This is a genomic window from Streptomyces sp. NPDC006296 (assembly GCF_040613235.1).
In the GTDB taxonomy this organism is placed as follows: domain Bacteria; phylum Actinomycetota; class Actinomycetes; order Streptomycetales; family Streptomycetaceae; genus Streptomyces.
Genome location: NZ_JBEXRT010000003.1, coordinates 104,883 through 129,914 on the forward strand (window position 1 = coordinate 104,883; position 25,032 = coordinate 129,914).

Genomic DNA, 25,032 nt, shown 5'->3' on the forward strand with positions numbered 1-25,032 from the left:
GTGGTGCCGGTCCGCCCCCGGGGGCGACGGTGTCCGGTGGAATGCGCTCCGGACGAGACGGGGAGTGCGCCGGGTGCCGTCGGACGGGCGGGGCGTTCGTGGGGTGTTCGCGGCACGCCCGGGGGCGCGGTTCATCCGTGCGGGAGAGCGGGTGCGGTCAGGGCAGTTCGTAGTTCTCGTCCAGGGCGGCGCCCTCACCGGGGTTGTTCTGGTCGTAGCCCCGGGCGTCGCACTGGAGCCCGCCCACGATGCAGTGCCCCACCATGGCGTCGAGCGTGGCGTCGTCCCAGGCGTTGAAGAAGTCGTAGTGGAAGGAGTGGCCCGTGCCGCTGGCCAGTCTCACCTGCGACATGTCGCCGTTGACCGGCCAGGCCATCTTGAACTCGATCATCGGCAGCGCGACGGGGTGACTGGCCGGGCAGACGTCCTGGTTGGCCCCCGTCACGACCGGATAGGCCATGTGGGCCTTGTGGTCAGGGGTGTCCAGATACCTGCCGTCCCAGCAACTGGGAGCCTGCATACGGAGGTTGAGCTGGGTGCCCGGACTGGTGGGGCAGGTGGCCGGGAACTCGTAGTTGTGGTAGCTCTCGCCGCACTCGTAGCCCTCGACCATGCCGGGGTGGTCACGGAACTCCTCGGCCGTCTGCGTCGGGCTGCCGACCACGAAGCGCAGGCCCTTCGGGAACGGCCGCACGGTGCGGTAGTCGGTGACACCCGCCTTGTAGTAGATGGTCTGCGGGCCGACCGGACGCACCTCCTGGTCCCCCTTGTAGAGGGTGGGCATCCAGTACGCGGACAGGTCGCCGGGCGCCTTGCACACGGTGCCACCCGCGCCGAGGGAGGCGGTCGTGCTGTTCTCGTCCGTGGTGTCGTTCCCCATGAACGTGTGGTTGTGGGACTTGCCGGTCTGACCGGGATAGACGATCGGGTCGACCGAACCGGTGTGGTTCACCGAGCAGTTGGCCTGGAACTCGTGGAAGTACCGGTGGGGCGGGATCTCGGTGGACGGCTCCACCCCGGTGACCGGCGGAGTCGCCGGGATGTACCCGTCGCCGTCGGGGTCGTCCCCGGAGGGGACGGGATCGGCAGCCGCCATGACGTGGCCCTGTGTGTGCGTCGCCCCGTGGTCGACGCGCGAGACCGGGACGGGCGCGCCGGCCTCGGAGACGCCCTCGGGCGCGGGGACGCCCGCACGGGTGATCGCCGTGAGCCCCGTGACCACCAGGGCCAGCGCGGCGAGGACGACCAGGGCTGACACCAGGGTGGATCTGCTGAATCTTTCGGCCATGAGGACCTCCATGCCGCTCTGCGTCCGCGCACGTCGGGTGCGCGGTGGGGGGAGAGTGGAACTGGACGGTGCGTCGTGCGCGACTGCGGGAGAGCGCTCTCCCGCAGCGCTGTCAGTGTTGCGCCGCCGCTGAGAACATGTCAAGACTCGGTGAACTGGGCGCGCTGCGACTGCCGTTGGCCCTGCATGGCGTCCGGGCCGACCCCGTCGACGGACGGAGTGACCGCCGGCTGCCGCTCCCCCATCGACATCGCTCCGTCGGAGGGTGAACGCCCGGGATCGCGCGCATGGAGGACGCCGCAGATCGCACGCCGGGTGGCCGGCTCCAGACGCAGGGTGCCGACGCCAGGGGTCCGGTGTCGGGCCTCGGGCGTCGGGCGCCTGGCGTCTTGGCGTCTGACGTCTGGCGTCTGGCATCTGGCGTCGACCGGCTGGGCGCCGCTGTCGGGTGTCGCGGGATCTTGGCGGTATCGCGGCATCGCGGGCCCGTGAGGAGTGCCCGACTCCGTCTCCCCGGCCGCGCCTCCCGGGTTCGGGGGCGGCGCTCTCGACCGGTGCGGGCCGGACCGTCGGCAGGGTCCCTGCCGGTTTCCTCGGTCCCGGCACACATCACGCCGGGCTCTCCCGGAGCGTGACTCAGGGGGCGAGGGCCACACGCTCGAGCCGAGCCGAGCCGGAACGGCTTCCGGCGCCGGCAGTGGACGGCCACGCGCGATGTCCGCACCGGCGGTCGGCAGCTCCGGTCGGCCACACCGGCTCCCGGAGCACCCCGGGGGTTCGCTTGGAGCCCGCAGGGACGCACCTCCGGCGAGGTCGACAGCAGGAGCGGGGTCGGCCGCGACAGCGATGGTGTCCCCGCACGGCGCACCCGGATCGCACCGCCGTGCCGTCCCGCCGCCCGGGGACACCGAGAACGGCGGGGCCGACGTGGCACGCCCACGTCGGCCGAGGTCCGCTGCGACGACGGGAGCAGCCCTGTCGGCGCAGCGGACCGTTGAGGTTCCGTGCCGGGTCACGGGGGCCCGGCGAAGTCGTCCGTCAGGCCGTGTGGAGGGTCAGCCCGTAGCGGTTGAGGATCTCGTTGATGGGCTGGTGCCAGGTCTCCCCGCCACCGCTGCAGTTGCCCCAGCCTCCCGAGGTGACGCCCTGGGCCTGGTCGCCGCTGATGAACGAGCCGCCGGAGTCGCCCGGTTCGGCGCAGACGCTGGTCTTGGTCATCTGGTGGACGGCGCCCTGGCTGTAGTTCACGGTCTCGTTCTTGGCGAGGACGTTTCCGCAGTGCCAGTGGGTGGTGGAGCCGGAGCGGCAGATCGAGGCGCCGATGGGTGCCTCGTTGGAGCCGCGGACCAGCTGGTCGGAGACGGTGCCCCAGCCGAGGACCACGGGGACGGTCCACCAGCCGCTGCCCACGTTCACCCAGGCGTAGTCGTTGTCGGGGAAGGACGAGCCCTGGAAGCTGCCGATGGCCGAGCCGTCCCAGCCCCGGACCGCTCCGCCGGCCTGTCCGCAGTGGCCGGCCGTGACGAAGCCTCCGTGGACGGAGAAGCCTATGGAGCAGCGGACGTTGCCGGTGTAGTAGGGGTCACCGCCGACCGTGCCGGCGGCGAAGGTCCGGGGCGCCTCGGCGGTCTGCTGCACCGTGACGGGTCCGGCCTTGCGCGCCTTCGCGACGAAGGCGCGGACATCGTTGTCACCCTGCTCGGAGGCGACGACGTTCACGACGACGCTGTTCGCCCGGGGGTCGACGTGCCAGCTGCTGACACCGCTGGGCGCGGAGAGCTTGTCCAGCCGGTCCTTCACGGCGTCGAGCTCCCGCGCCGTGTGGTCGACGACCCGGACCTCCGCCCCGGCGGCCCGTACGGCACCGGCCTTGGCCTCGTCCGTGACGGCGACCGTCAGCTTGCCGCTCTTCGCGTCGAACCAGGATCCGCCGAACGACGTTCCGGCGGCGCTCCGCGCGGTCCCTTCCAGGGCCGTCGCCTTCTTCTCCGCGGTGAGCCGCGCCTCGGCCTGGCCCTTCGTCAGCCCGAGGTCGCGCTGCATGGCCGTGACGATCCCCGCCGAGGCCTGGGGTTCGGCGGAGGAACCGGAGTCGGCAGCCGTGGCCTGGGTGAGGCCGGCGGTCGCCCAGGTGCCGATGATGAGCAGTGCGGAGAGACCGGTCCGCACCATCGTCGTATGTCTCAAGGGAGTGCCCCTTCTGTTCGTTCCAGCGTCGTGGGGGTGGAACAGGAAGCGTCCGAGAGCCGTCTGAGAGCGCTCTCAGAGGTGCCGCCACGGACTGTAGTCCAGTTCTTCGGGCAGGTCCATGCCAATGACGTGCATGTCGATGACGGGGGATGCCCCCGCCATCCGTTCACCGGGCGCGGTCGGGTGCGGCGGCAGCCGATCTCTTCCGCATCCGAAAACAGCGTCGCTCCCCCGGGAAAGGCGCCTTCCGTTGCGTCACCGGCCGGACCGGAGTGGAATTGCCTACAAGGGGGCACGGAGGAAGGGGCACGCCATGACCGACAGCGACCGGGGGGACGACGTCTACCAGCCGCAGGAGCCGGAGGCCTCGGACCCCGCCGACCTGCTCGACCTGGAGGACACCCTCGACACGTCCGGGCTCACCGACGTGCTGGACGAGGGCTACTCCCCGCCGGACCGGCCCTGGGCGGTCCAGGACGAGGGCACCACGGCCTCCGAGCAGCACACGGGCGAATCCCTCGACGGCCGCCTGGCCAGGGAGGTTCCCGAGGAGCCCGGGCCGGTCGCCGACGGTCCCGGCGATCTGGCGGACGGCGACGGGGAGCTCTACGACACGGAGGTGGGGACGGACCGCGCGGGCCGGCTCACCCAGGAGGGCGACGGGCACGTGCCCTCCACCCTCACCGCCCAGGACGTCGGGATCGACGGGGCGGCGGCGTCCGCGGAGGAGGCGGCGATGCACCTGATCCCCGAGGAGAGGGACCTGTTCGGGGAGGAACCGGCGCGCTGAGCCCGCCGCCCCCGGTCCTGCCGCCGCCGCTCACCGCCGTGGGCCGCTCCCCCCGTGTCCAGCCCCTCCCCCACCGCCCTTCCGGCGCCCTCCTGGACACGCCCGCGCGGAGGCTGAGCCCTCCGCCACCGCCTCGCCCGCGCACCCGCGTCGCCGCACCTCCCGGACCGCGCACCCGCGCGGAGTCCGGCACCCCGCCACCGCCTCGCCCGCGCACCCGCGTCGCCGGACCTCCCGCTCCGCACGCCCGCGCGGAGTCCGGCACCCCGGCCGCCTCCTCCCGCACCCCGGTGGTGAGGGCGAACCGGCCACCGCCACCCACCCGCGCACGCCTGCGCGCGCCTGCACCCGGCCGGCCCGTTCATGTCCTCGGCACACCTGCCGCCCCGGCGGTTGCGCCCCCGTGCGCACCCGGTGCGGCCGCCGTGCGGGACGCGGGGACGGGCCGTCCGAAACGCGCCGTCGTGCTGCCCGCGCCCCCCGAAAACGCTTGGACGCCGACCGTCCGGCCACGGAAGACTCTGCCCTCCCGGATCCCTTGCCGTCGACGGGCGGCAGGTGCTCCCGCCGGTGCCGCACGGCCCGTTCCACGGGCCCGCCGGCCGCGGCGGCATCCGGAGCAACTGCCCGCGAAACGACATCACGACATGAGGTCGGCATGGGATCGCAGCAGTCTCACGGCACCGGGCCGCACGGGCGCCCGGTCCGGCTCGCACTCCGTCACTATCTGGGGGAACTGTCCCGCCAGCGCGGACTGTCCGTCTTCGCCCTGGCCCTCCCGGCGGTCGGCAACATCGGGATCACGTACGTCGCCCCGCTCATCGTCGCCAAGCTCGTCGGACGCATCGCCGAGGACGGGGCGATGGGCGCCCGCGAGGCGCTGCCCTACGTCGGGGTGTTCGCCGCGGTGCTGTTGCTGGCGGAGGCCATGTGGCGGCTGGGACTGCACTGCCTGAACCGGGTGGCCGCCCGCGGCATCGAGCACCTCTACGTCACCGGCATGGACGCGCTGTTCGACAAGGACGCCGCGTTCTTCCAGGACAACTTCGCCGGATCGCTGACGAAGCGGGTGCTGAGCTTCGCCTCCCGCTTCGAGGAGTTCGTCGACACGCTCACCTTCAACGTCGTCGGGAGCCTGGCCCCGCTGCTGTTCGGCACGGTCATCCTGTGGCGGTACGACCCGCTGCTGGTGGCCGGCCTGCTGATCATGATCACGCTGACCGCCGTGTGCGCCGCACCGCTCATCCGACGCCGTCAGAAACTGGTCAAGCGGCGCGAGGAGGCCATCGCGCGGGTGGCCGGTCATGTGTCCGACGCATTGACGAACATGGAGACGGTGCGCGCCTTCGCCGCCGAGGAGCGCGAGGCCGCCGAGCACCGGTCGCGGGTCGCGGAGTCGCGCCGCCTGACGCTGCACTCCTGGGACTACGGCAACCTCCGGATCGACACCCTCGTGGCCCCGCTGTCCGTGCTCACCAACGCGCTCGGCCTGCTCCTCGCCGTGGGGATCGGCGCGGGCGTCGGCAGCGTGGAGGCGATCGTGGTCGCCTTCACGTACTACACCGGATCGACCCGCATCATGTTCGAGTTCAACCAGATCTACCGCCGCCTCGAAAGCTCGATGACCGAGGCCGCGCAGTTCACCGAGCTGCTCCTCGAACCGCCCACCGTGCTCGACCCGCCGGTCCCCGAACCGCTGGTCCGGCAGGGCGCGGACGTCCGCTTCGAGCAGGTCACGTTCGCCCACGACGGCAGCGCCCCGATCTTCGAGGGGCTCCAGCTGGACGTGCCGAGCGGCGCGCGGATCGGTCTCGTCGGGCGGTCCGGCGGCGGCAAGACGACACTGACCCGGCTGCTCCTGCGGATGTCCGACCTCAGCTCCGGCCGCATCCTGATCGGAGGTCAGGACATCAGCCGGCTGCGCCAGTCCGACCTGCGGAGCCTGATCGCCTACGTCCCGCAGGAACCGGCCATGTTCCACCGCACCCTGCGGGAGAACATCCGGTTCGCCCGCCCGGACGCGACCGACGCGGAGATCCGTGCGGCGGCCGACGCGGCCCATGTCACCGAGTTCGCCGACCAGCTCCCCGCGGGCTTCGACACGATGGTCGGCGAACGGGGCGTCAAGCTCTCCGGCGGACAGCGCCAGCGGGTGGCGCTCGCCCGGGCGATCCTGCGCGACGCACCGATCCTGCTGCTGGACGAGGCGACCAGCGCACTGGACTCCGAGAGCGAGACGCTGGTCCAACAGGCCCTGTGGCAGCTGATGGAGGGCAGGACGGCCCTGGTCGTCGCGCACCGGCTGAGCACGGTCGCGGCCATGGACCACCTGATCGTCCTCGACCACGGCCGCATCGTCGAGCAGGGGACGCACCAGCAGCTGCTGCTCACCGACGGCGCCTACGCCAAGCTCTGGCACCACCAGTCCGGCGGATTCCTCGTCGACACCGCGAACGGCGAGCCGGCGGCCACCGCCGAGCAGGCCCTCTGACACCGGGCCTCCGGCGCGCGTCCCGTCGGGGGCCCGGCACCGCCCTCACCGGCCGTGCGCCGCGGCGGGACCGCTCCCGCGGGGTGCGGGGGTGCGGGACGGAGCGCCGAGGACCGTCCGGGGGTACGTCCGCGACACCGGGCCGGACTCCCGGCCCGCGACGGCCTCCGCCTCATAAGCTCCTGCCCCGTCCCGGCGGCCGGCCGGACCGCCGACGAAGCAGGGAGCAGGCAGAGCATCATGAGCAGAACAGCGCAGATCGGTGTCACCGGGCTTGCCGTCATGGGGCGCAACCTCGCCAGGAACTTCGCACGGAACGGATACACCGTCGCCGTGCACAACCGCACCGCCGCGCGCACCCGCGCCCTCGTCGAAGAGTTCGGCCACGAGGGCGACTTCCTTCCGGCCGAGAGTGCCGAGGACTTCGTGGCGGCCCTCGAACGACCGCGGCGTCTGGTCGTCATGGTGAAGGCGGGAGAGCCCACGGACGCGGTGATCGCGGAGTTCGCCCCGCTCCTGGAATCCGGCGACGTGATCATCGACGGCGGCAACGCGCACTTCGCGGACACCCGGCGCCGGGAACGCGAGCTGCGCGACCGGGGCATCCACTTCGTCGGCACCGGCGTCTCCGGCGGCGAGGAGGGAGCACTCGAAGGGCCGAGCATCATGCCGGGCGGCAGCAGGGAATCCTACGCCTCGCTCGGGCCGATGCTGGAGAAGATCTCCGCCAAGGCCGAGGACGGCGCCCCCTGTGTCACGCACATCGGCCCCGACGGCGCCGGTCACTTCGTGAAGATGACGCACAACGGCATCGAGTACGCGGACATGCAGCTCATCGGTGAGGCGTACCAGCTGCTGCGCGACGTGGCGGGGTACACGCCGGCGCAGATCGCGGGCATCTTCCGCACCTGGAACACCGGGCGTCTGGACTCCTATCTCATCGAGATCACCGCGGAGGTCCTCTCGCACGTGGACGCGGCGACCGGCAAGCCCTTCGTGGACGTCGTGCTCGACCGGGCGGAGCAGAAGGGAACCGGCCGCTGGACCGTGCAGATCGCCCTCGACCTGGGCGTTCCCGTGTCCGGGATCGCCGAGGCCGTCTTCGCCCGCTCCGTCTCCGGCCACGCCGCACTCCGTGACGCCTCGCGCCACCTCGCCGGGCCGAGCCCCCGCAGGCTCGGCGAGGACGAGGCGGCGGCCTTCGCCGACCGGGTCGAGCAGGCGCTGTACGCCTCGAAGATCGTCGCCTACACCCAGGGTTTCCACGAGATCGCGGCCGGCAGCGAGGAGTACGGCTGGGACATCGACCTCGGCAGGGTCGCCGCGATCTGGCGCGGCGGCTGCATCATCCGTGCCGCGTTCCTCGACCGGATCACCGGCGCGTACGAGGCCCAGCCGCATCTGGTGAGCCTCCTGGCCGACCGGAGCTTCGCGGAGGAGATCGCCGCCGCGCAGGACGACTGGCGCACCGTGATCTCCACCGCCGTCACCCACGGCGTCCCGACCCCGGCCTTCGCCGCCACCCTCGCCTACTACGACTCCCTGCGCGCCGAACGCCTCCCCGCCGCCCTCACCCAGGGCCAGCGCGACTACTTCGGCGCACACACCTACCGCCGCACCGACCGAGACGGGGTCTTCCACACCCTCTGGGGCGGCGACAAGACCGAAGTCGAGAGCTGACTCTCCGAGACCAGAGCGGAATCGCCGAGGAACGAGCGGGATGCCGAAGAGATCGGAGACGATGGTCCGGCCACGCTCCCGCCCATCGCACCGGGGCACGTAGGGACGCAAACGAAAGGAACCGCCCGACCTACCCGCCGTCGGCACCGAGGTCCTCGTGTACGCGGCGTACAAGGAACCCTTGCACGCCGCTCCCCCGCTGGGTTCTCCGCCAGTGGGTCGGGAAGAACCTTGCCGGCTGACGCATCCGCCGGCCCCCGCACGACCCGGCAATAGAGGCTGAGCGGCCCCCGCCGCCCTTGAGTGTGTGTGGGGGATCCTGCGTGACTGTCAGAAAGGTCGTGGTCGCAGAGTAGAACCGCCGGGTCGAGGACGTCTGCCCCTCTTTGCGGGCCGCGTAATCCTGCGGTCGGTGACCGCAAAGGACACGGCGCCCCGAACGCGTCGCTGGGCCATGTACGACCTGGACCTCGCCGGACGGGCACCTGCCCAGCGGCGCGGCACCGAAGCCGGTCCGGCTGTGGTGGTCGGGCACCGACGTAACCGTTGACCTGCTCCGGCAGGCGTTCATGCACCCCTTCGACATCGAGCACACCTTCCGGCGCTTCGAACAGACCTCGGGCCGGACCTGCCCGCAGATCCGCACCCTCGAAGCGGCTGATCGCTGGACCTGGCCGACCCTAGCTCGCCGCCTTCACCCGGCTCCGGCTCGAAGCCCGTCGGCGGCAGACCCCCGACGGCCTGGGAGGAACCGGCCCCGCCCGACAGGCTCACCCCCGCATGAGTCCGCCGCGGTTCTCGGCACCTCCGCACGAAGGCCGCCTGTCCAGCCGGTGCGCCGAAGAGCACCCCGCCCGGCGTGTGCGTCGGCGCCGCCTCGATGCCGGATTCCGCCCCGCTGACCGCCGAGAACGCCCCGGCGGTCAGGCTGGGCTCACTTGCTGGCGAGACTCCACGTATCGCCCCTGCCTTCGGCGGTGCTGTTGAGGGCGGTCCACTCGGCGTCGTCGAGGCCGAGGGCTGCGCGGAGGTAGGCGGAGATCGCGTCGGCGGTGAGGGCGACACGGGCGGGGTCCTCGTCGGTGGTCTCGGCGACCTTCTCGCCGGCGATTCCGCCCATGGTGTGCTCGGCCTCGGTCAGGGTGAGCAGGCTCTTGGGCGCCGGGCTGAGGTGGTAGGCATCGGTGAACCACTCCGGCCCGCGGGTGGAGAGCTGCGAGTCGTCCTTGCCGCCCGCGACGATCAGGGCCGGGGCGGTCATGGTGGAGAAGTCCGGCTTCATGAACGGAAGGTTCTCGGCGGCGAACGGGGTGAGGGTGTCACCGGTTCCCGTGGCCCCGATCAGCGCGCCGGCCGAAACCGCGGGGTGGGAGAAGTCCTCTCCCGCAACGCCCTCGGCGTCCAGCACACGCGCGCCGAGCAGGGCACCTGCGGTCTGGGCGCCCCAGGAGTGGCCGACCACGGCAGTGTGCTCACGGTCGGCGCGGGTCTCCAGGCCGGCCTGGGCCAGGACGTGGTCGAGGTGGTCGAGGACCGCGTGCAGGTCGGTGATCCGCACGCGCCAGATGGTGGCGAAGCGCGGGTCGTCCCAGGCGATGGCGTTGCGCCGGGAGTCCAGGTGGGTGGGCTGCACCACAACGAATCCGGCGGCGGCCCACCGCCCGACGAGGGGCTCGTAACCGTCCAGTGACCAGGCGTTCCCGTGGGAGAAAACGATCACAGGCAGGTTCTGGCCCGACCGGGGCGCGGTGACCCTCACCTGGAGGTCGATGCCGCGCCCGGGCGAGGGGACCACGATGGGCTTCACCGAGACGATCTGATGGTCGAGCAGGTGGGACGAGGACATGAGGGTCCTGCACTCTCTGTGGGTACCGGGATGCCATAATTTGGCGGAGCGTCGTTCCGCCAGATTAGCGGAACATTGTTCCGCGAGCAATGGGAGACATCCGTGCAGGAGTCGGTCGGGGTACGCCAGGCGCAGGCTCAGCGCACCCGCAGTGGCGTGCTGAAGGCAGCTGCGGCAGTCTTCGTGGAGCGCGGCATCCAGGCGCCCGTCCGCGACATCGCCGAACGCGCAGGCGTCGGCGTGGGCACGGTCTACCGAAATTTCCCGACCCGTGCGGATCTCGTCACTGCCGTCTACCGGCACCAGATCGACGCCTGCACCGCTCTCGCGCCCCGCCTTCTGGAGGAATCCCCCTCGCCGTTCACCGCTCTGACTCTGTGGACGGATGCGTTCGTGGACTTCCTGGTGACCAAGCACGGCCTCGGAGCGGCACTGAGGTCGGGTGACCCAGGACTGGAGAACCTCCACACCCTCATGCTCGACACCCTGGTCCCGGCCTGCGCGTCATTGCTGGACGCCTGCGCCGCCACCGAGGAACTTCGCCCCGGTATCACCGCCTACACGCTCCTGCGCGCCATCGGGAACCTCTGCATCACCGGCCCCGACTACGACCAGGCCGATGCCAAGGTCATGGTCGCCTTTCTCCTCGCCGGATGCCGCATCGCCGACCCGGCGTGATGATGTGTGGTGCCGGGCCGGCGACGGGCCTCGACCCCTGATGTCGAACACGCGAGACACGGGATCCTGAGGATCTGAGAACGGACGTCTCGCGGTCGTGACGAGCTGTCCGCCAGAGTTCGAGGCGGACGCGGTCGCGCTGTACGGGTCGCGGCCGGAGGCGACGATCAGGTCGGCGCCCCCGCGGACGTCGGTCGCACGATCCGGTCCAGCCGCCGACCCCGCTGGAGGCGGAGAACGCGGCTCTGCGGAAGAAGGCCTCCCGCCACCTCGCCGGACCGAGCCCCCGCAGGCTCGACGAGGACGAGGCGGCGGCCTTCGCCGACCGGGTCGAACAGGCCCTGTACGCCTCGAAGATCGTCGTCCTCACCCAGGGCCAACGCGACTGCTTCGGCGCACACACCTACCACCGCACCGACCGTGACGGGGTCTTCCACACCCTCTGGGGCGGGGACCGGAGCGAGGTCGGGGCCTGAGGCCGCGGGTGGAGGTGCGGCCGGCCCGGTCAGGCCGCGCCGGCGGCCCTCAGGTGGCGGCGCGGAGCTGTTCGACCGCCCTCCGGAGGTCGTCGAAGGCGCGCTGTTCCTCGCGGGGGGAGACCCGGGCCGCGGACAGCAGTCCGTCGCGCGCGCCCCGGGCGCGGCTGTAGGCGTCGAAGCAGGCGAGAACCTGCTGGACCGGGTCGCGAGGAGCCGGAGAGGGAGGGGGTGGGGGCACGGCGGAGCTCTCGTCTGGTCGGGACGTACCGGTCGGGGGGGGGAAGGCGTTCCGGGAGGGCGGTCAGGTCCCGGACGTGTCCGGGGCGGGCGGGACGGGTCCGCGGCCACGGCCGGATCCCCGGACCGGGCGGGTCCCTCCGGCGGTCCCGGGCCCCGCGGTGTCACGTCCCGCGGCTCGCGGCCGGACCCGGTCCGGGCCGCCCGCGGGCGCGTCGGCGGACGGGGCGTCGAGGCGAAGGGTGGGGGCCGGTCGCAGAAGCTCGCCGGCGGGGAGCTGCCGGGCGGTGGGAGCGGCCGTACGACCGCAGGGACCCTCCGGGCGCCGGAGCATTGCACGGACACGCGGACGGACGGGGAACACGAGGGGCATGGCACGCCTTCCGGGCACGACGAGGACATCGCCGACCAGACTTCCCGGCACACCACCCGTTCCCGTGAACGAGCCGCCCTCATGGTAGTCCCTCGCGCGGGGAACGTTCCCGGGCCCGCGCATCCGGGGCCGCCGTACGCCCGCCCCGGACAGAGCCTCCGTCCGGGGCGGGCGTGACCGCGCGTCAGGGGGCCGCGCGCGGCCTTCGGCGCCGTCCGGGGGATCCGGCGTGCGGGCGGGATCCCCCGGGTGTGCTCACAGCAGGCCCGTCACCGTCACGGTGACGCGGGACGGCGCCTTCTCCTCGGGGAACTTCCGCGTCAGACAGGCCGTGACGGCCTTGCGGGCGCCCCGGGCGACGTCGACGGCCCGTGCGTCCCCCAGGACGACGATGTGCAGGTCGATGTCCCAGCGGCCGTCCCGTGCGTCGCCGGTCCGGCTCATCCGCACACCGGGGGCGCGGGTCCTGGTTCCGGTCCTGGCGCCGGACAGCGCGGACCGCACCTGCTGTGCCACTCCCGGCCGGAGGAAAGCGACGCCCTCCACCCCCAGTACCGCGTCGGCCACTTCCTCGATGAGCGCCGTGTGCGCCTTGTCGGTCACCGGCTCAGCCCTCTTCCGCGTCGTCGTCGGCGTCGAGCAGGTCGGTGATCCGGATGTCGATGCCGTTCAGGGCCAGTCCCAAGGTGGTGTCGGCCGCTCCCCGCACGCGCCGCCGTACCTGTTCGGCGAGGTCCTGCAGCGGCGCCGAGGCGGGTGCGTGGATGTCGAGACGCACGTCGACCAGGGGTGTTCCCTGTTCCGACGGGCGCTCCAGGGTGATTCTGCAGGATCCCGCGCGGACGCCGTCGACGGTCTCGGCCGCGGCGCGGACCGTGCGGGCGGCCGCCGATTCCACGACCCAGAGGTCCTCGTCCGGTTCCCCGAGCGGCAGCGGGCGTCCCGGGCGCAGTTCCAGGCGGACGACGTCCATGACCCGCTGGGTCAGTGCGCGGGCGTCGTAGGGCTCGGCGGCGGGGGACGTCGTCTCGCGCAGCCGGCGTACCGAGTTCTCCAGTGCGGCGAGTTCGTCGACCGCCTGGCGGCAGTGGGGGCAGTCGTCGAGGTGCGGGTCGTGCTCCCCCTGCTCCCAGAGGTCCCAGACTCCGGAGAGCAAACGGCCGCAGGGCAGCTGCTCGTCGTCCGGTTCGTCGGTCTGCGGCGGGTGGGGAGGGTCGGTGCGGGCAGTCATCGCCAGGCCCCCAGTTGTTGTGTGAGAGATCGTCGTGCGCGGAAGACACGGGCCCGGACAGCCTCCTGGCTGATCCCGACGGTCTGCGCGATGAATTCGTAGGACTGACCGTCCAGTTCCCTGAGCACCCAGCAGGCGCGCTGCTCGGCGGACAGGGAGGCCAGGGCCCTCTGGAGTTCGTCGACCGCGGCGTGCGACTCGGCGATCCGCGCGGGTGAGACGGTGTGCTCCGGAGCGGCGACGTGGTCCGCCGAGTCAAGGTGATCGACGGGTCTGCGCGAGCGCAGGACGTTCAGACAGCGGTTGGTCACGATGCGGTACACCCAGGTGCGGAACGTCGACTGCATCCTGAATTCCGGCAGCTTGCGCCAGGCGCTGATGAGCGCCTCCTGCACGGCGTCCTCGGCTTCCGGCTCGTTGCCCAGGATGCGGGTGGCCATGCGCACCAGCGGGGGCGCGTGGAGCCGCACGAGGTCGGCGAACGCCTCCTCGTCGCCTTCCGCCGCCCGCACGACGAGCAGGGTGTCGTCGGTGTCGCTGCGGCCATCACCGACCGCTGCTTCGGCGTGTTCGGGGGCCAGCGGCACGGGTGACTCCTTTCGTAGGTTCTCCTGTGGTCGGACACACGGGCGCGCCCGCTGTGACGCGTCACCTCACGGACGCGTACGGGGTGCCCGTGTTCACGGGCGGCGTGACGACCGCTCACGTCCGGCGTGACGACCGCGGAAAAAAAATCCTGAGGTCGGCGTAACGGATCCCGTCCGGGTGGTTCTACCGGTGTGAGATCAGTTCGCACACCGTACAAGGAGGAACTGCCATGACCACGCAGACGGCCACGGTGGCCAAGAACGCTTCCGTCCCGCAGAACGTGAAGAACGGCCAGGGGACGACGGCCCTCACGGGTGGTGCCGTCGGCGCGGACGAGCCCGCCGCCACCCGGGGCCGTACGTCCATCGCGGACGTCGTCGTCGTGAAGATCGCCGGCAGCGCCGCACGGGAGATCCCGGGTGTGCACGCGATGGGCGGCGGGCTGTCCCGCACCCTCGGCGCCGTTCGCGACCGGGTTCCGGGCGGCCGCCCCAACGTCGGCCGCGGCGTCAAGGTCGAGGTCGGCGAGCGGCAGACCGCCATCGACGTCGACCTGGTCGTCGAGTACGGCGTGGCGATCGCGGACCTGGCGCGTGACGTGCGCGAGAACGTCATCGCGGCGGTGGAGCGCATCACCGGCCTGGAGGTCGTCGAGGTCAACGTCACGGTCAACGACGTGCACCTGCCCGACGAGGACGGCGAGCCCACCACGGTCGACTCCCGGGTGGAGTGACCGGGACAACCGGGATAACCGGGACGAGCGGGAGCAGGTCCGGGCAGTCGTGCGAGAGGTGGAGTGAATGAGCAGGCCGGTGGTCGGGATGATGGCGGGGATGGCGCTGGCGTTCGCCGGGTACTTCGGAGGGTTCGGCGCGTTCCTGCTCGTGGCCGCCCTGGGCGGTGTGGGCGCCTTCGCCGGCCACTGGCTGGACGGCGGGGGCGTGCCTGACGACCTCAGGGACATGTTCGAACGGAACCGTCGATGATCGCTCCGGCGCAGCGCGGCACCACCACGGTGTCGGAGAAGGCCGTCCGCAGGATCGCCGAGCGCGCCGCCACGGAGTCCCTGCCGGGCAGGGCCGTCGCGGCCACGAGCGTCTCGGCGGTCGTCCGGGGGCGTCGGGCGAAGGTGGCGCTGGACGTCGCCCTGCCCTACCCGGACCCCGTCACCGACACCGTGAAGCTCGTGCAGGAGCACGTCACCGCGCGCACCGGCGAGCTGAGCGGGCTCGACGTGTCACGGGCGGAGGTGAGCGCGAGCGTCCTGAAGCCGGACGCCCCGCTCCCCGGCGCGGGTCCGCACGAGAAGGGTTCCACCGGCCGGGCGGCACGCCGGTGGTGGTCGTCCCGGCGCCTGCCGGTGGCGTTCGCCGCCGGGGCCGCGACCCTGGTCTGCGGGGCGGTGACCGTCGACCTGGTGCGGGTGCACCTGCTGAACCGTACGGCCGCCCGGTGGCGCAGCGGCACGGTGGACTGGCTCTCCACGCACGGGGCGGGTGACCTGCCCGTCGTCCTGGGCGGTGCCGGGATCGCCCTGGCCGGCCTGGTGCTGATCGTCCTGGCGGTCACTCCCGGGAAGCGCCATCTGCTGTCCGTCGTTCCGCCGGCGGAACGGCCCGCCTTCGCCCTCGACCGCTCGGCGGTCGCCGCGCTGGTCCAGGAGGCGGTGGGGGACGTCCCCGGCATCGGCCGGGTGAAGGTGCGGGCCGGGCGGCGTCGCGTGCTGGTCGGGGCGCGGCTCTCGTTCGGTGACCGCAAGGCCGCGCGCAGCGCGGTACAGGCGGCGGCCGCCGGCGTCGTCGAGGCGTGTGCGCTGCGCCGCGATCCGCGTGTGCGCGTCAGGCTCCGGCCGGACGCGACCTGGCGGCAGCCACCGCCCCCGGACGCCGTCGCACCGCCGCAGGACGACGCCGTCACGCCGCGGCAGGACACGGCGGCGTCCGCTCCGGCCCCGACGCAGGGAGGCACCTGATGGGATCCTCACGACAGGTCTCCAACCGCATCACCCTCGGCGTCCTCGGTCTGCTGCTCCTGTCGGGCGGCGCCCTGCTCGGGGCGACGCAGTCCTCCGTCGCGGACCGGCTGCCCGCCGGCTGGCTCGGCGCGCTGCCGGGGACCGTCCTGGTGGACCACGACCGGCTCTCGGACCTGCGCGGGTCCTCCTGGTGGACCCCCACGGTCATCGCCGCCGGCGTGGTGCTGACCCTGGTGTGCGCACGGTGGTGCGTCAGCCGGTGCGGTCGTGGCGTGCGGTGGCACCGGGTCCGGCTGCCCCTGCCCGGCGGGTTCCTGCACCTGCGGGCGCTGGGTGACGCGCTGACCCGCCGGACCGGCTCGCTGGAGGGGGTGGAACGGTGCCGGGTCCGCATCAGGGCGAAGGGCGACCGTCTGCACGTCCGCACCCATGTGTGGATCCACCCGGACACCTCTCCCGCCGCCGTCCTGCCCGCGCTGTCCGCGGTGCTGGACGAGGCCAGGGGGTCCCTGCTCCCCCACGTCGTGACCGGCGGGACGCGCATCAGCACCACCCACCGCAGGTCCGCGCGCATCCACTGACGGGATCCCGCGGCGTCACGCCGGGGCTCAGGCCCGTGAACCGGGCCTGAGCCCCGGCCCCGCTCGGACGGTCCTGGTCCCGACGCCCCGCGGGACGACGAGCCGCGGCTCCGCCCCGGTCGTGCCTCACGGCCGGGCCGGAGCCGCTCCCTCACGGGACGCGGCACTCTCCACGGACGGTGCCACCCCGGTCGGCGGCCGGAACGGGGGCAGGACGGGTCCCGTCGGGCGCCGACCGGCCCAAGCCGCACCGCTTCCGCTCTGCGAGCCTGTTGCGTGAGGACGGCAGAGAGGGAGCGGACCATGAAAGCGATGGTTTTCCACGGCACGGAGCAGAAGTCCTGGCAGGAGGTCCCCGACCCCGGGGTTCAGGACGCGGCCGACGCGGTGATCCGCGTGGAGGCCGTCACCATCTGCGGCACGGACCTGCACATCCTCAACGGGGACGTGCCGGAGGTCGAGCCCGGAACCGTCCTCGGGCACGAGGCGGTGGGCGAAGTCGTCGAGACGGGCAGCGAGGTGCGCGGTGTACGGCCGGGCGACCGGGTGCTGGTCTCCTGCATCACCGCGTGCGGGCGCTGCCGTTTCTGCCGGGAGAACCGGTTCGGGCAGTGCCTCGGGGGCGGCGGCTGGATCCTGGGGCACCTGATCGACGGCACCCAGGCCGAGTACGTACGGGTGCCCTTCGCCGACCTGTCCCTCCACCCGCTGCCCGGCTCGGTGCGCAGCGAGGACGCGGTCCTGCTGGCGGACATCTTCCCCACCGCCTACGAGGTGGGTGTGCTGAGCGGCCGGGTGCGGCCCGGGGACACCGTCGTCGTGGTGGGCGCGGGGCCGATCGGTCTCGCCACGGTCGCCACGGCGCGCCTCTTCACCCCGGGAAGGATCATCGTGACGGACCTCGTGCCGTCACGGCTGGACGCGGCGCGCGCCGTCGGGGCGGATGTCACCGTCCGTGCCGACGAGGCGCCGGAGCAGCTCGTCAAGGACCTCACCGGTGGTCTCGGAGCGGACGTCGTGGTGGAGGCCGTCGGGGTCCCGCAGTCCTTCGAGGCCTGCACCCGGATGGTCCGGCCCGGCGGGCACGTCGCCAATGTGGGGGTCCACGGCAAGCCCGCGGATCTGCATCTGGAGACGCTGTGGTCACGGGACGTGACCATCACCACCGGTCTGGTCGACACGTACTCCACTCCGGTGCTCCTGGGCATGATGGCGGCCGAACGGCTGCCCGCGGCCTCCGAGCTGGTCACACACCGGTTCGCCCCGTCGCAGATGGAGGAGGCGTACGACGTCTTCTCGCGCGCCGCCGACACGGGCGCGCTGAAGGTGGTGCTGGGGCCTCCCACCCACGACGAGGTCGCGCCGGCCGGATAGGCCGTTGCGGGCGCGGCTCGCCGGTGGACCGGCCGGGGAACGGTGCGCGGGCTTGTCCCCGGGTGCGGTGCCCCGGTTCCCGGCCGGGCACGCCGCGCCGCTGTCCCGCGGTGCCCGGCCGGTGCGGTCCGTTCAGCTGTCCTTCTGCTGCTGGTCGTGCGCCTTGGTGGCGATGACGGCGGCCTGGACGCGCCGCTCGACGCCCAGCTTGGAGAGCAGGCGGGAGATGTGGTTCTTGACCGTCTTCTCCGAGAGGTAGAGCCGCTTGCTGATCTGCCGGTTGGTGAGCCCCTCGCCGATCAGTTCCAGGACCGCCTTCTCCCGGTCGGACAGCGCGGAGAGGCGCTCGTCGCCCTCGGTGTGCGGCGGCTCGGGGACCCGGAGCGACCGCATGAGCCGGGTGGTGGTGGCCGGGTCCAGCATCGACTGCCCGGTCGCCACGGTCCTGACCGCCGCGACCAGGTCCGTTCCCTTGACCTCCTTGAGCACGTAGCCCGCGGCCCCGGCCATGATGGAGTCGAGCAGCGCGTCCTCGTCGTCGAACGACGTCAGCATCAGACAGGCGAGGCCCGGGAGCCGGGAGCGCAGCTCCCGGCAGACGGTGATCCCGTTCCCGTCCGGCAGCCGGACGTCGAGCACCGCCACGTCCGGGCGCAGCGCCGGGACGCGGGCGACCGCCTGATCGGCGGTGGCGGCCTCGCCCACCACCTCCAGGTCCTGCTCTGCGTCCAGCAGGTCGCGCAGGCCGTACCGCACGACCTCGTGGTCGTCCAGAACGAACACCCGGACGGGTCGCTCGCCGACTGCGGCGGCAGGCGCATCGGTCATCTTCGTCCCCTGGATTCGGTGGCGCGGACGCGTCGCCCTGCCTCGCGCGGCGCGTTCCCGCCCAGTATCACCCTGGAGCGGGCGCCGGGCTCGGAGAGCCGCCCCCGCCCCTCCTGATCGGCGGCGTGACGGCACCCGGCCATCGGCATGCGGCACACCCGCGCGCGTCCTACCGTGAGGGGTGTGCGGTCGCCGTCCCCCTGTGGGAGGAAGTCGTGAGCGAAGGCCGGTCCGCGGTCGATCCAGCGATGCACGAGCTGCTGGACCAGGTGAAGGCCCGTATCGACGACACCGATGTCTCCCGGAAGCGGGTGCACGCGCTCCTGGAGGCGGTGTTGTCCGTCGGGCGTGAGCTGGAACTGCCGCAGGTGCTGCGCCGTATCGTCGAGGCGGCCCTCTTCCTGGGGGACGCCGAGTACGGGGCCCTCGAGGTCACCGGCGAGGACCGGATGCTGTCGGAGTTCATCCCGGTGGGTTCGGACGACGAGACGTGGGCTGCCATAGGAGCACCGCCGAGCGGGCACGGCCTGCTGGGCGAGCTCGTCCGCCGTCCCGAGCCGGTGCGGCTGAGCGACCTGTCCGCGCACCGCGCGGCTCGCGGCTTCCCGCCGCACCACCCGCCCGTGCATTCCTTCCTCGGGGTCCCGATCCGGGTCCGGGGCACGGTATTCGGCAATCTGTATCTGACCGGGAAGCGCGGCACCGCTGATTTCGACGCGGAAGACGTAGCGGTCCTCATGACCCTGGCCGTCGCCGCGGGCGTGGCGATCGAGCACTCCCGCCTCTTCGAACAGTCCTGTCTGCGGGAGCGCTGGCTCGCCTCCGCCTCGGAGGTCACGAACACCCTGCTGTCCGGCCGCCCCCGCGCCGAGGTGATGAACCTGATCCTCGAACACGCGCACCACAACGTGGCGGCTGATCTCGGGCTGATCGCCTTGCCGGTGCAGGGGGCCGACAGGCTGCGCATCGCGTTGACAGCCGGTCAGGGTTCCGACCGGCACCACGGCGAGTTCGTGCCGCTGCACGAGGGCTACCTGGGACGCGCGTTCACGGACGCGGCGACGTCGGTCTCGCCGGACGTCGCGCACGATCCCCGCAGCGCGGCGGACACGGCGCGGTGGGCCGGACTCGGGCCGGCGATGGCCATCCCCCTCGGTTCGGGCAGCACGGATCCGCGGGGCGTCCTGCTGCTCGCCCGTGACAAGGGCGCCGACGCCTTCTCCGCGGACAGCCGCGCCTCCCTGGAAGCGTTCGTCCGACAGGCGTCGCTGGCCATGGAGCTGGCGGAACGCCGTAAGGACGCGGTCCAGCTCGCTCTGCTGGAGGACCGGGACCGCATCGCCCGGGACCTCCACGACCTGGCGATACAGCGGTTGTTCGCCACCGGTATGACGCTCCAGGGGACACTGCACTTCGTGACCCATCCGCAGGCGGAGCAGCGTCTGCGGGGGGCGGTGGACGACCTCGACACGACCATCAAGATCATCCGGTCGACCATCTTCGGTCTCCGCTCTCCGGACGCCGGCAACCTCCTGCGGCACGGGCTCCGGAGCAGGGTCGCCCAGGCGGTGGAGGCGGCCACCGGCCCCCTGGGCTTCGCCCCGGCGCTGCGGATGGAGGGGCTCGTGGAGAGCCGTGTCCCGGTGGCGCTGGCGGATCACGTGGTCGCGGTGCTCGTGGAGGCGCTCAGCAATGCCGCACGGTACGCACGGGCCACCTCGGTCGACGTGCATCTGACCGTCACCGCCGATCTGACGACGCTCACGGTCACGGACGACGGCGTCGGCATACCCGCGGACGCCGCGTTCAGCGGGATCAGGAACATGCGTGACCGGGCCGGGATGGCCGGGGGCGAGCTGCGGATCGGCACGCCCCCGGGCGGTGGGACGCGGCTGACCTGGACGGCCCCGTCTGCCGACAACACCTGAGGCCGCACGGCCGCGGGGTCGTTCGCCGGGTGCGGTGCGGGGTCCGTCGGGCGTGCGCGCGGAGTGCCGCGTACCGGTCGTACCGGACCGGACGCCGCACGACCGGTCCTCCCCTGGGCCGCCCGGACCTGCGAGGGACCCGCTCGGCCCTGGGGCGGGACGCCTGCCCGGTGCGACCGTGGCGGTACGTCAACGGCAGGGGGGAAAGGGTGTGTGAGGACGATGCGGTCTCCTGTGGTTGCCGGCGTGGACGGAAGCGAGTCCAGCATCCGCGCCGTGGACTGGGCGGCGGGTGAGGCGCTGCTGCACCGGGCGCCCCTGCGCCTCGTGTACGCCTCCCTGTGGCAGCGGTACGAGGGCGCCGCCCTCGCGACCCGTCTGTCACGTCCCGACGGCCGGGTGATGGCGGAGAACATCGTCGGCTCGACGGCGGAGCGGATCCGTCGTGAGGCGCCCGACCTGCGGGTCACGACGGCCGTACCGCGGGAGGACGCGGCCGACGCCCTCCTGAGGGAGGGGCAGGACGCCCTCGCACTGGTCGTCGGGTGCCGGGGACGGGGCGAGATCGCGGGTCTGCTGCTCGGGTCGGTGAGCCTCGCCGTCGCCTCGCGGTCCCGCTGCCCCGCCTTCGTGGTGCGGGGCGACCGAGCAGGTCTGGACAGCCTGCACGGACGCATCGCCGTGGGTGTCGGTGACGCCGACGCGCCCGACCGGACGGCGGTACGGTTCGCCCTCGCCGAGGCGGAGCTGCGCGGGTGCGGTCTCGACGTCGTACGCGCCTGGCGCTGCCCCTCGCACGAGACGTCCGACCATCCGCTCATGGCCGGAGACCCCGCCCGCTACCACGAGGACCGGGCGTCCGCGCTGCTCGACGAGGCGCTGGCCGAGGCGGAGCACGAGCATCCGGACGTACCGGTGCGGCGGGTCACGACGGAGGGCCCCGCGCACAAGGTGCTCCTGGAACGGGCCGCGGTCGCGGACCTGTTGGTGGTGGGCGCGCAACGCCGCGAGAGTCGTACGGGTGTGCAGCTGGGCCGTGTCGCGCACACCGCGCTGCACCACGCGGCCTGTCCCGTGGCCGTGGTCCCCCGCGGTGCCGGCGCCCGCCCGGAGACCCCGGAAGGGGCGACGCCATGACAGCCAGGACGCCGCACCGCGTGAAGGACGTCATGACGCAGACCGTCGTCGCGGTCGGGCTCGGCGCGAGCTTCAAGGAGATCGTGGCGGCCATGAACCAGTGGCAGGTCACGGCCGTCCCGGTGCTGGAGGGAGAGGGACGGGTCGTGGGGGTGGTCTCCGAGGCGGACCTGATGGTCAAGGAGGAGCTGCGGGACGAGGACGCGACCCTGACCGGTCAGGCCGCGCGCCTGGCGGACCACGCCAAGGCGGGGGCCGTGACGGCCCGGGACCTGATGTCCTCCCCGGCGGTGACGGTGCTGGCCGACGCGCTGCTCCCCGAAGCGGCCCGCCTCATGGCCCACAACCGGGTCAAGCGCCTCCCGGTCGTGGACGAGCGGGGCGTCCTCAAGGGGATCGTGAGCAGGATCGACGTGCTGAAGGTCTTCCTCCGCACGGACGACGACCTGGCCGACGAGGTGCGGCAGGAGGTGATCGTCCCTCTCTTCCCCGTCTCCCACCGGCACATCGGGGTCGAAGTGGCCGGAGGGCGGGTGACGCTGGACGGGGAGGTGCGCGACACGGCTCTCGTCCCGGTCGCCGAACGGCTGGCCAGGGCGGTCGAGGGGGTGGTGGACGTGCACTGCGCGCTCCACGGCCCGACCGCCGCGGACCCGGAATCGGGGCCGGAGTCAGGGTCCGGGCCGGGGGCGCTGGCGTGATCCGGGCGGGGAGTCGGCTCGTCTCCCCCGGGTCCTGGGCGGCGCTCCACGGATGTCCTGACGCTCCCGTGCCGAGACGCACGGGTGGCGGGACGGCGTCCGCACCGAGGCGGGCGTCCCGTCCGGAGCCTCACGTACGGCCGTCGTCCGCCTTCGGCCCGACGACCACGACCGGGCACGCTGCGTGCTGGGCGCACCGCTGACTGACGGAGCCCAGCATGGCCCGCGCGAAGCCGCCGCGCCCCCGGTTGCCGACCACCAGCAGCTCGGCGCCCCGCGACGCGTTCACCAGGACCTCGGACGGGTCGCCCCGCACCAGGATCTCGTGGACGACGGCGGGCCTGACGTCCCCGAACACCGCCCTGACGCCGGCGGAGAAGCGCCGGCGGGCCTCCTCCATGTCGAAGCCGGCCTCGGTGGCGGGGCCGGCCCAGCCGACCTCCGACGGTGTCTCCCAGGCGCACACGGCCTCGACCACGGCGCCGGTGAGCTGGGCATGCTGGGCCGCCCAGCGCAGGGCCTCCCGGGACGGGCCGGAACCGTCGACCCCGACGACGACGCGTGGCTTCTCCGAATCGCTGCCCATGACCGCCTCACCACTCGTACGGATCCCCGCACGACCACCCTGCCCGCGCACCGGTGGACGCGCCACACGGGGACGACCGGTCCGCGGCCGGCCGGCCGCGGGGCCGACCGGCCCGCTCGGGTGCCCGTCCGGCCCTCCTGCCGCGCGGTCGGGGTGGGCGAGGCTGGAGGCAAGGCATCGTCCTCAGGAGGAGCGAACCATGTCCCGCATCGTCACTGCCGGAATCGATGGCTCACAGGAGAGTCTGGCCGCCGCGGACTGGGCGGCGGGAGAAGCGGCGCTCCGCTCGTGCCTCCTGCGTCTGGTGCACGTGTGGAAGAACGTCGCCGCCACCGGGGTCTACGCCCCCGACCCCGACCATGAGCGGCGCGCGGCGGAGGCCGTGCTGCACGAGGCCGCGGAACACGTGCGGGTGGGGCATCCGGACCTGCAGATCGAGACGCAGGAGAAGCCGGGGGCGCCGGTGGAGCTGCTCGGCGAGGAGAGCGAACGCTCGGAGCTCCTGGTCCTCGGGTCGCGCGGACTCGGCGGTGTGGCGGGATTCGTCGCGGGCTCCGTCTCGCTCGCGGTCCTGGCACGGGTGCGGTGCCCCCTGGTCCTGGTCCGCAGCCGGAACGCCGAGCGCACGGCCGGCCCGCCGGCCTCCGGAGGCGACGTGGTGCTCGGACTGGACCTCCCGGCTGCGAGCACGGAGGCGCTCGCCTTCGCCTTCGCCGCGGCCGACCGGTACCGCTGCGGTGTGCAGGTCGTCCACAGCTGGTCCCTGCCACCGGTGTACGGGATGGGGGCGACGGACGTCGTGCCCACGCTCATGCGGGAGACGTCCGCCGAGCGCCGCAAGGAGATGGCGGCGGCGCTGGCGCCGTGGACCGAGACCTATCCGCACGTCCCGGTGACGCGTGACTGCCGTCAGGGACACGCGGCCCAGGACCTGGTCGAGGCCTCGTCCGGGGCCGCGTGTGTCGTGGTGGGACTGCGGCACCGCGACACCCGGCTGGGAAGTCACGTCGGACCGGTCGTCCACTCGGTCCTGCACCACACGGCAGCACCGGTGGCCGTCGTTCCGCACGCCTGAGGGCGCTCCGCCCCGGCCGGGGAGCCCGGCCGGGGCGGAGCCGTGACGCGCGCCCGGCACGAAACGCAGACGAGGGTGACGAGGGTGAGGAATCATGGCCGAACGATCAGGCACGGGCACGGGCACCGGGGGAAGCGGGGCGACCGCCGCGGGCGACTTCGGCAGGCGGGTGGCCGCACGCCGTGCCTACCTCGGGCTGTCCCGGGAGGACGTCGCCCTGCGCACCGCTTCGGCTCCGGGATACATCGAGTACGTCGAGACGCAGCCGGGCAGCCACGGTATGGGATTCGTGGTGCGCCTGGCGCACGCCCTGGAGACGACCGTCGACGAACTCACCGGCGGCACCGTCGACCTCCCCCCGGGAACCGGCCGCGCAGCCGGCCGCCCCCGGCTGCTGGAGATCGAGCAGGAGGAGTGCTGGACGCTGGTCGGCCGTCACGGGGTCGGACGGGTCGTGGTGAGCGACGCGCACGGTCCGGCCGTCTATCCGGTCAACTACGTGGCCGACCGTCACACGATCACCTACCGGACCTCCCCCGGCTCGGGTCCCGCCGGCGCGGCCGGGAAGGAGACGGCGTTCGAGGTGGACCACATCGACGACGCCTTCAGCCGGGGATGGAGCGTCCTCGTGGTCGGTGAGGCCCGCGCCGTCACGGACCCCGAGGCGATCGAGCGCCTGAGGGAGAGCGCGGGATCCCCGACCCCCTGGGCCGGTGGGGAGAGGGACCTGTGGATCGTGGTGACGGCGGGCAGAGTGACGGGCCGGCGGATCGTCACCGCCGGCAGCCCGTAGCGCCACCCGCGGCGTGCGGCCGTGCACCGGTGGCTCCGGTGCACGGCCGCACGCCGGTCCCCGGGGCGGAGCCGTACCTGTCGGACGACCCGGGCCCGGTCCGCCCGGCTGACCGCATCCGGGGTGGAGCCGCGCGTTCCCCGTCCCTGGTCCGGTCCGTCCGGGTCCATCCGGTGCGAAGCC

General features: G+C 73.0%; 23 protein-coding genes and 2 pseudogenes. 16 read left to right on the forward strand and 9 right to left on the reverse strand.

All coding sequences use genetic code 11. From position 1 onward, the window contains the following. Positions 1-157: 157 nt before the first annotated feature. Together ABZ172_RS03050 and ABZ172_RS03055 are read right to left on the reverse strand one after the other, a co-directional pair. A complete protein-coding gene (locus ABZ172_RS03050; RefSeq protein ID WP_356879556.1) occupies positions 158-1,288 on the reverse strand; it encodes a DUF1996 domain-containing protein in 1,131 nt (376 codons plus the stop codon). Between the two features lie 1,038 nt (positions 1,289-2,326). After that, positions 2,327-3,460: a S1 family peptidase gene (locus ABZ172_RS03055; RefSeq protein WP_356879817.1), complete on the reverse strand. Its 1,134-nt coding sequence runs from the start codon at positions 3,458-3,460 to the stop codon at positions 2,327-2,329. 331 nt (positions 3,461-3,791) lie between these two features. Here ABZ172_RS03055 and ABZ172_RS03060 point away from each other — a divergent pair, with 331 nt between their 5' ends. The 4 genes and pseudogenes from ABZ172_RS03060 to ABZ172_RS03075 form a co-directional block, all read left to right on the forward strand. Continuing rightward, a complete protein-coding gene (locus ABZ172_RS03060) occupies positions 3,792-4,268 on the forward strand; it encodes a DUF5709 domain-containing protein (RefSeq protein WP_356879558.1) in 477 nt (158 codons plus the stop codon). Positions 4,269-4,926: 658 nt separating this feature from the next. Next, positions 4,927-6,759: an ABC transporter ATP-binding protein gene (locus ABZ172_RS03065; protein WP_356879560.1), complete on the forward strand. Its 1,833-nt coding sequence runs from the start codon at positions 4,927-4,929 to the stop codon at positions 6,757-6,759. A gap of 240 nt (positions 6,760-6,999) precedes the next feature. Next, positions 7,000-8,439: an NADP-dependent phosphogluconate dehydrogenase gene (gene gndA / locus ABZ172_RS03070; protein ID WP_356879562.1), complete on the forward strand. Its 1,440-nt coding sequence runs from the start codon at positions 7,000-7,002 to the stop codon at positions 8,437-8,439. Positions 8,440-8,921: 482 nt separating this feature from the next. Beyond that, positions 8,922-9,298: pseudogene (locus ABZ172_RS03075) on the forward strand (transposase); the annotation flags it as partial. Between the two features lie 75 nt (positions 9,299-9,373). Here the strand turns inward: ABZ172_RS03075 and ABZ172_RS03080 are convergent. Continuing rightward, entirely contained in the window at positions 9,374-10,285 is a 912-nt protein-coding gene (locus tag ABZ172_RS03080; protein WP_356879564.1) for a chlorophyllase, read from the reverse strand. A 102-nt stretch (positions 10,286-10,387) separates the two neighbouring features. Between ABZ172_RS03080 and ABZ172_RS03085 the strand changes: the two genes are divergently transcribed. Further along, a complete protein-coding gene (locus tag ABZ172_RS03085) occupies positions 10,388-10,963 on the forward strand; it encodes a TetR/AcrR family transcriptional regulator (RefSeq protein WP_356879566.1) in 576 nt (191 codons plus the stop codon). A 251-nt stretch (positions 10,964-11,214) separates the two neighbouring features. Then, positions 11,215-11,439 (forward strand): annotated as a pseudogene (locus tag ABZ172_RS03090) (hypothetical protein); the annotation flags it as partial. Between the two features lie 49 nt (positions 11,440-11,488). Here the strand turns inward: ABZ172_RS03090 and ABZ172_RS03095 are convergent. The 4 genes from ABZ172_RS03095 to ABZ172_RS03110 all read right to left on the reverse strand — a co-directional run bounded on the left by ABZ172_RS03095 (position 11,489) and on the right by ABZ172_RS03110 (position 13,870). Next, positions 11,489-11,680 (reverse strand): hypothetical protein, encoded by a 192-nt coding sequence (locus tag ABZ172_RS03095; protein ID WP_356879568.1) that lies wholly within the window; start codon positions 11,678-11,680, stop codon positions 11,489-11,491. A gap of 627 nt (positions 11,681-12,307) precedes the next feature. Continuing rightward, complete coding sequence (locus tag ABZ172_RS03100) at positions 12,308-12,655, reverse strand: hypothetical protein (RefSeq protein ID WP_356879570.1); 348 nt, start codon at positions 12,653-12,655, stop codon at positions 12,308-12,310. 4 nt (positions 12,656-12,659) lie between these two features. Next, complete coding sequence (locus ABZ172_RS03105; protein ID WP_356879572.1) at positions 12,660-13,283, reverse strand: Asp23/Gls24 family envelope stress response protein; 624 nt, start codon at positions 13,281-13,283, stop codon at positions 12,660-12,662. After that, a complete protein-coding gene (locus ABZ172_RS03110) occupies positions 13,280-13,870 on the reverse strand; it encodes a sigma-70 family RNA polymerase sigma factor (RefSeq protein WP_356879574.1) in 591 nt (196 codons plus the stop codon). Before ABZ172_RS03110 ends, ABZ172_RS03105 begins: the two co-directional genes overlap by 4 nt. Before the next feature lie 230 nt (positions 13,871-14,100). Here ABZ172_RS03110 and ABZ172_RS03115 point away from each other — a divergent pair, with 230 nt between their 5' ends. The 5 genes from ABZ172_RS03115 to ABZ172_RS03135 all read left to right on the forward strand — a co-directional run bounded on the left by ABZ172_RS03115 (position 14,101) and on the right by ABZ172_RS03135 (position 17,801). Further along, positions 14,101-14,604 (forward strand): Asp23/Gls24 family envelope stress response protein, encoded by a 504-nt coding sequence (locus tag ABZ172_RS03115; RefSeq protein ID WP_356879576.1) that lies wholly within the window; start codon positions 14,101-14,103, stop codon positions 14,602-14,604. Between the two features lie 67 nt (positions 14,605-14,671). After that, on the forward strand, positions 14,672-14,857 hold the full coding sequence (locus ABZ172_RS03120; RefSeq protein ID WP_356879578.1) for a hypothetical protein: 186 nt from the start codon (positions 14,672-14,674) through the stop codon (positions 14,855-14,857). Then, the gene (locus tag ABZ172_RS03125) at positions 14,854-15,843 is read left to right on the forward strand and encodes a DUF6286 domain-containing protein (RefSeq protein ID WP_356879580.1); all 990 of its coding nucleotides are present in this window, start codon (positions 14,854-14,856) and stop codon (positions 15,841-15,843) included. Before ABZ172_RS03120 ends, ABZ172_RS03125 begins: the two co-directional genes overlap by 4 nt. Continuing rightward, positions 15,843-16,427 carry a hypothetical protein gene (locus ABZ172_RS03130; RefSeq protein WP_356879582.1) on the forward strand — a complete coding sequence of 195 codons (585 nt, stop codon included), beginning with the start codon at positions 15,843-15,845 and terminating at the stop codon, positions 16,425-16,427. Before ABZ172_RS03125 ends, ABZ172_RS03130 begins: the two co-directional genes overlap by 1 nt. Before the next feature lie 303 nt (positions 16,428-16,730). After that, on the forward strand, positions 16,731-17,801 hold the full coding sequence (locus tag ABZ172_RS03135) for an alcohol dehydrogenase catalytic domain-containing protein (RefSeq protein ID WP_356879584.1): 1,071 nt from the start codon (positions 16,731-16,733) through the stop codon (positions 17,799-17,801). A gap of 132 nt (positions 17,802-17,933) precedes the next feature. Here ABZ172_RS03135 and ABZ172_RS03140 read toward each other — a convergent pair whose 3' ends face one another. Continuing rightward, positions 17,934-18,629 carry a response regulator transcription factor gene (locus ABZ172_RS03140; RefSeq protein WP_356879586.1) on the reverse strand — a complete coding sequence of 232 codons (696 nt, stop codon included), beginning with the start codon at positions 18,627-18,629 and terminating at the stop codon, positions 17,934-17,936. A gap of 215 nt (positions 18,630-18,844) precedes the next feature. Between ABZ172_RS03140 and ABZ172_RS03145 the strand changes: the two genes are divergently transcribed. The 3 genes from ABZ172_RS03145 to ABZ172_RS03155 all read left to right on the forward strand — a co-directional run bounded on the left by ABZ172_RS03145 (position 18,845) and on the right by ABZ172_RS03155 (position 22,395). Beyond that, complete coding sequence (locus tag ABZ172_RS03145) at positions 18,845-20,557, forward strand: GAF domain-containing sensor histidine kinase (RefSeq protein WP_356879588.1); 1,713 nt, start codon at positions 18,845-18,847, stop codon at positions 20,555-20,557. A 213-nt stretch (positions 20,558-20,770) separates the two neighbouring features. After that, positions 20,771-21,694, forward strand: coding sequence for a universal stress protein (locus ABZ172_RS03150; protein ID WP_356879590.1), 924 nt, complete (start codon positions 20,771-20,773; stop codon positions 21,692-21,694). Continuing rightward, entirely contained in the window at positions 21,691-22,395 is a 705-nt protein-coding gene (locus tag ABZ172_RS03155; protein ID WP_356879592.1) for a CBS domain-containing protein, read from the forward strand. Before ABZ172_RS03150 ends, ABZ172_RS03155 begins: the two co-directional genes overlap by 4 nt. A gap of 130 nt (positions 22,396-22,525) precedes the next feature. Here the strand turns inward: ABZ172_RS03155 and ABZ172_RS03160 are convergent, their stop codons facing one another. Beyond that, positions 22,526-22,981: a universal stress protein gene (locus tag ABZ172_RS03160; RefSeq protein ID WP_356879594.1), complete on the reverse strand. Its 456-nt coding sequence runs from the start codon at positions 22,979-22,981 to the stop codon at positions 22,526-22,528. Between the two features lie 199 nt (positions 22,982-23,180). Here ABZ172_RS03160 and ABZ172_RS03165 point away from each other — a divergent pair, with 199 nt between their 5' ends. Both ABZ172_RS03165 and ABZ172_RS03170 read left to right on the forward strand, forming a co-directional pair. Next, complete coding sequence (locus ABZ172_RS03165) at positions 23,181-24,056, forward strand: universal stress protein (RefSeq protein ID WP_356879596.1); 876 nt, start codon at positions 23,181-23,183, stop codon at positions 24,054-24,056. Positions 24,057-24,150: 94 nt separating this feature from the next. Then, a complete protein-coding gene (locus ABZ172_RS03170; RefSeq protein WP_356879598.1) occupies positions 24,151-24,849 on the forward strand; it encodes a pyridoxamine 5'-phosphate oxidase family protein in 699 nt (232 codons plus the stop codon). The last annotated feature ends 183 nt before the right edge of the window (positions 24,850-25,032 follow it).

What these genes read in the sequence shown, in the direction of transcription:
- ABZ172_RS03125 (WP_356879580.1), top strand. Translation starts at nt 14,854, where the DNA reads ATGATCGCTCCGGCGCAGCGCGGCACCACCACGGTGTCGGAGAAGGCC.
- ABZ172_RS03055 (WP_356879817.1), bottom strand. Translation starts at nt 3,460, where the DNA reads ATGGTGCGGACCGGTCTCTCCGCACTGCTCATCATCGGCACCTGGGCG.
- ABZ172_RS03140 (WP_356879586.1), bottom strand. Translation starts at nt 18,629, where the DNA reads ATGACCGATGCGCCTGCCGCCGCAGTCGGCGAGCGACCCGTCCGGGTG.
- gndA (WP_356879562.1), top strand. Translation starts at nt 7,000, where the DNA reads ATGAGCAGAACAGCGCAGATCGGTGTCACCGGGCTTGCCGTCATGGGG.
- ABZ172_RS03050 (WP_356879556.1), bottom strand. Translation starts at nt 1,288, where the DNA reads ATGGCCGAAAGATTCAGCAGATCCACCCTGGTGTCAGCCCTGGTCGTC.
- ABZ172_RS03105 (WP_356879572.1), bottom strand. Translation starts at nt 13,283, where the DNA reads ATGACTGCCCGCACCGACCCTCCCCACCCGCCGCAGACCGACGAACCG.
- ABZ172_RS03080 (WP_356879564.1), bottom strand. Translation starts at nt 10,285, where the DNA reads ATGTCCTCGTCCCACCTGCTCGACCATCAGATCGTCTCGGTGAAGCCC.
- ABZ172_RS03160 (WP_356879594.1), bottom strand. Translation starts at nt 22,981, where the DNA reads ATGGGCAGCGATTCGGAGAAGCCACGCGTCGTCGTCGGGGTCGACGGT.
- ABZ172_RS03115 (WP_356879576.1), top strand. Translation starts at nt 14,101, where the DNA reads ATGACCACGCAGACGGCCACGGTGGCCAAGAACGCTTCCGTCCCGCAG.
- ABZ172_RS03060 (WP_356879558.1), top strand. Translation starts at nt 3,792, where the DNA reads ATGACCGACAGCGACCGGGGGGACGACGTCTACCAGCCGCAGGAGCCG.
- ABZ172_RS03135 (WP_356879584.1), top strand. Translation starts at nt 16,731, where the DNA reads ATGAAAGCGATGGTTTTCCACGGCACGGAGCAGAAGTCCTGGCAGGAG.
- ABZ172_RS03065 (WP_356879560.1), top strand. Translation starts at nt 4,927, where the DNA reads ATGGGATCGCAGCAGTCTCACGGCACCGGGCCGCACGGGCGCCCGGTC.
- ABZ172_RS03155 (WP_356879592.1), top strand. Translation starts at nt 21,691, where the DNA reads ATGACAGCCAGGACGCCGCACCGCGTGAAGGACGTCATGACGCAGACC.
- ABZ172_RS03170 (WP_356879598.1), top strand. Translation starts at nt 24,151, where the DNA reads ATGGCCGAACGATCAGGCACGGGCACGGGCACCGGGGGAAGCGGGGCG.
- ABZ172_RS03130 (WP_356879582.1), top strand. Translation starts at nt 15,843, where the DNA reads ATGGGATCCTCACGACAGGTCTCCAACCGCATCACCCTCGGCGTCCTC.
- ABZ172_RS03120 (WP_356879578.1), top strand. Translation starts at nt 14,672, where the DNA reads ATGAGCAGGCCGGTGGTCGGGATGATGGCGGGGATGGCGCTGGCGTTC.
- ABZ172_RS03165 (WP_356879596.1), top strand. Translation starts at nt 23,181, where the DNA reads ATGTCCCGCATCGTCACTGCCGGAATCGATGGCTCACAGGAGAGTCTG.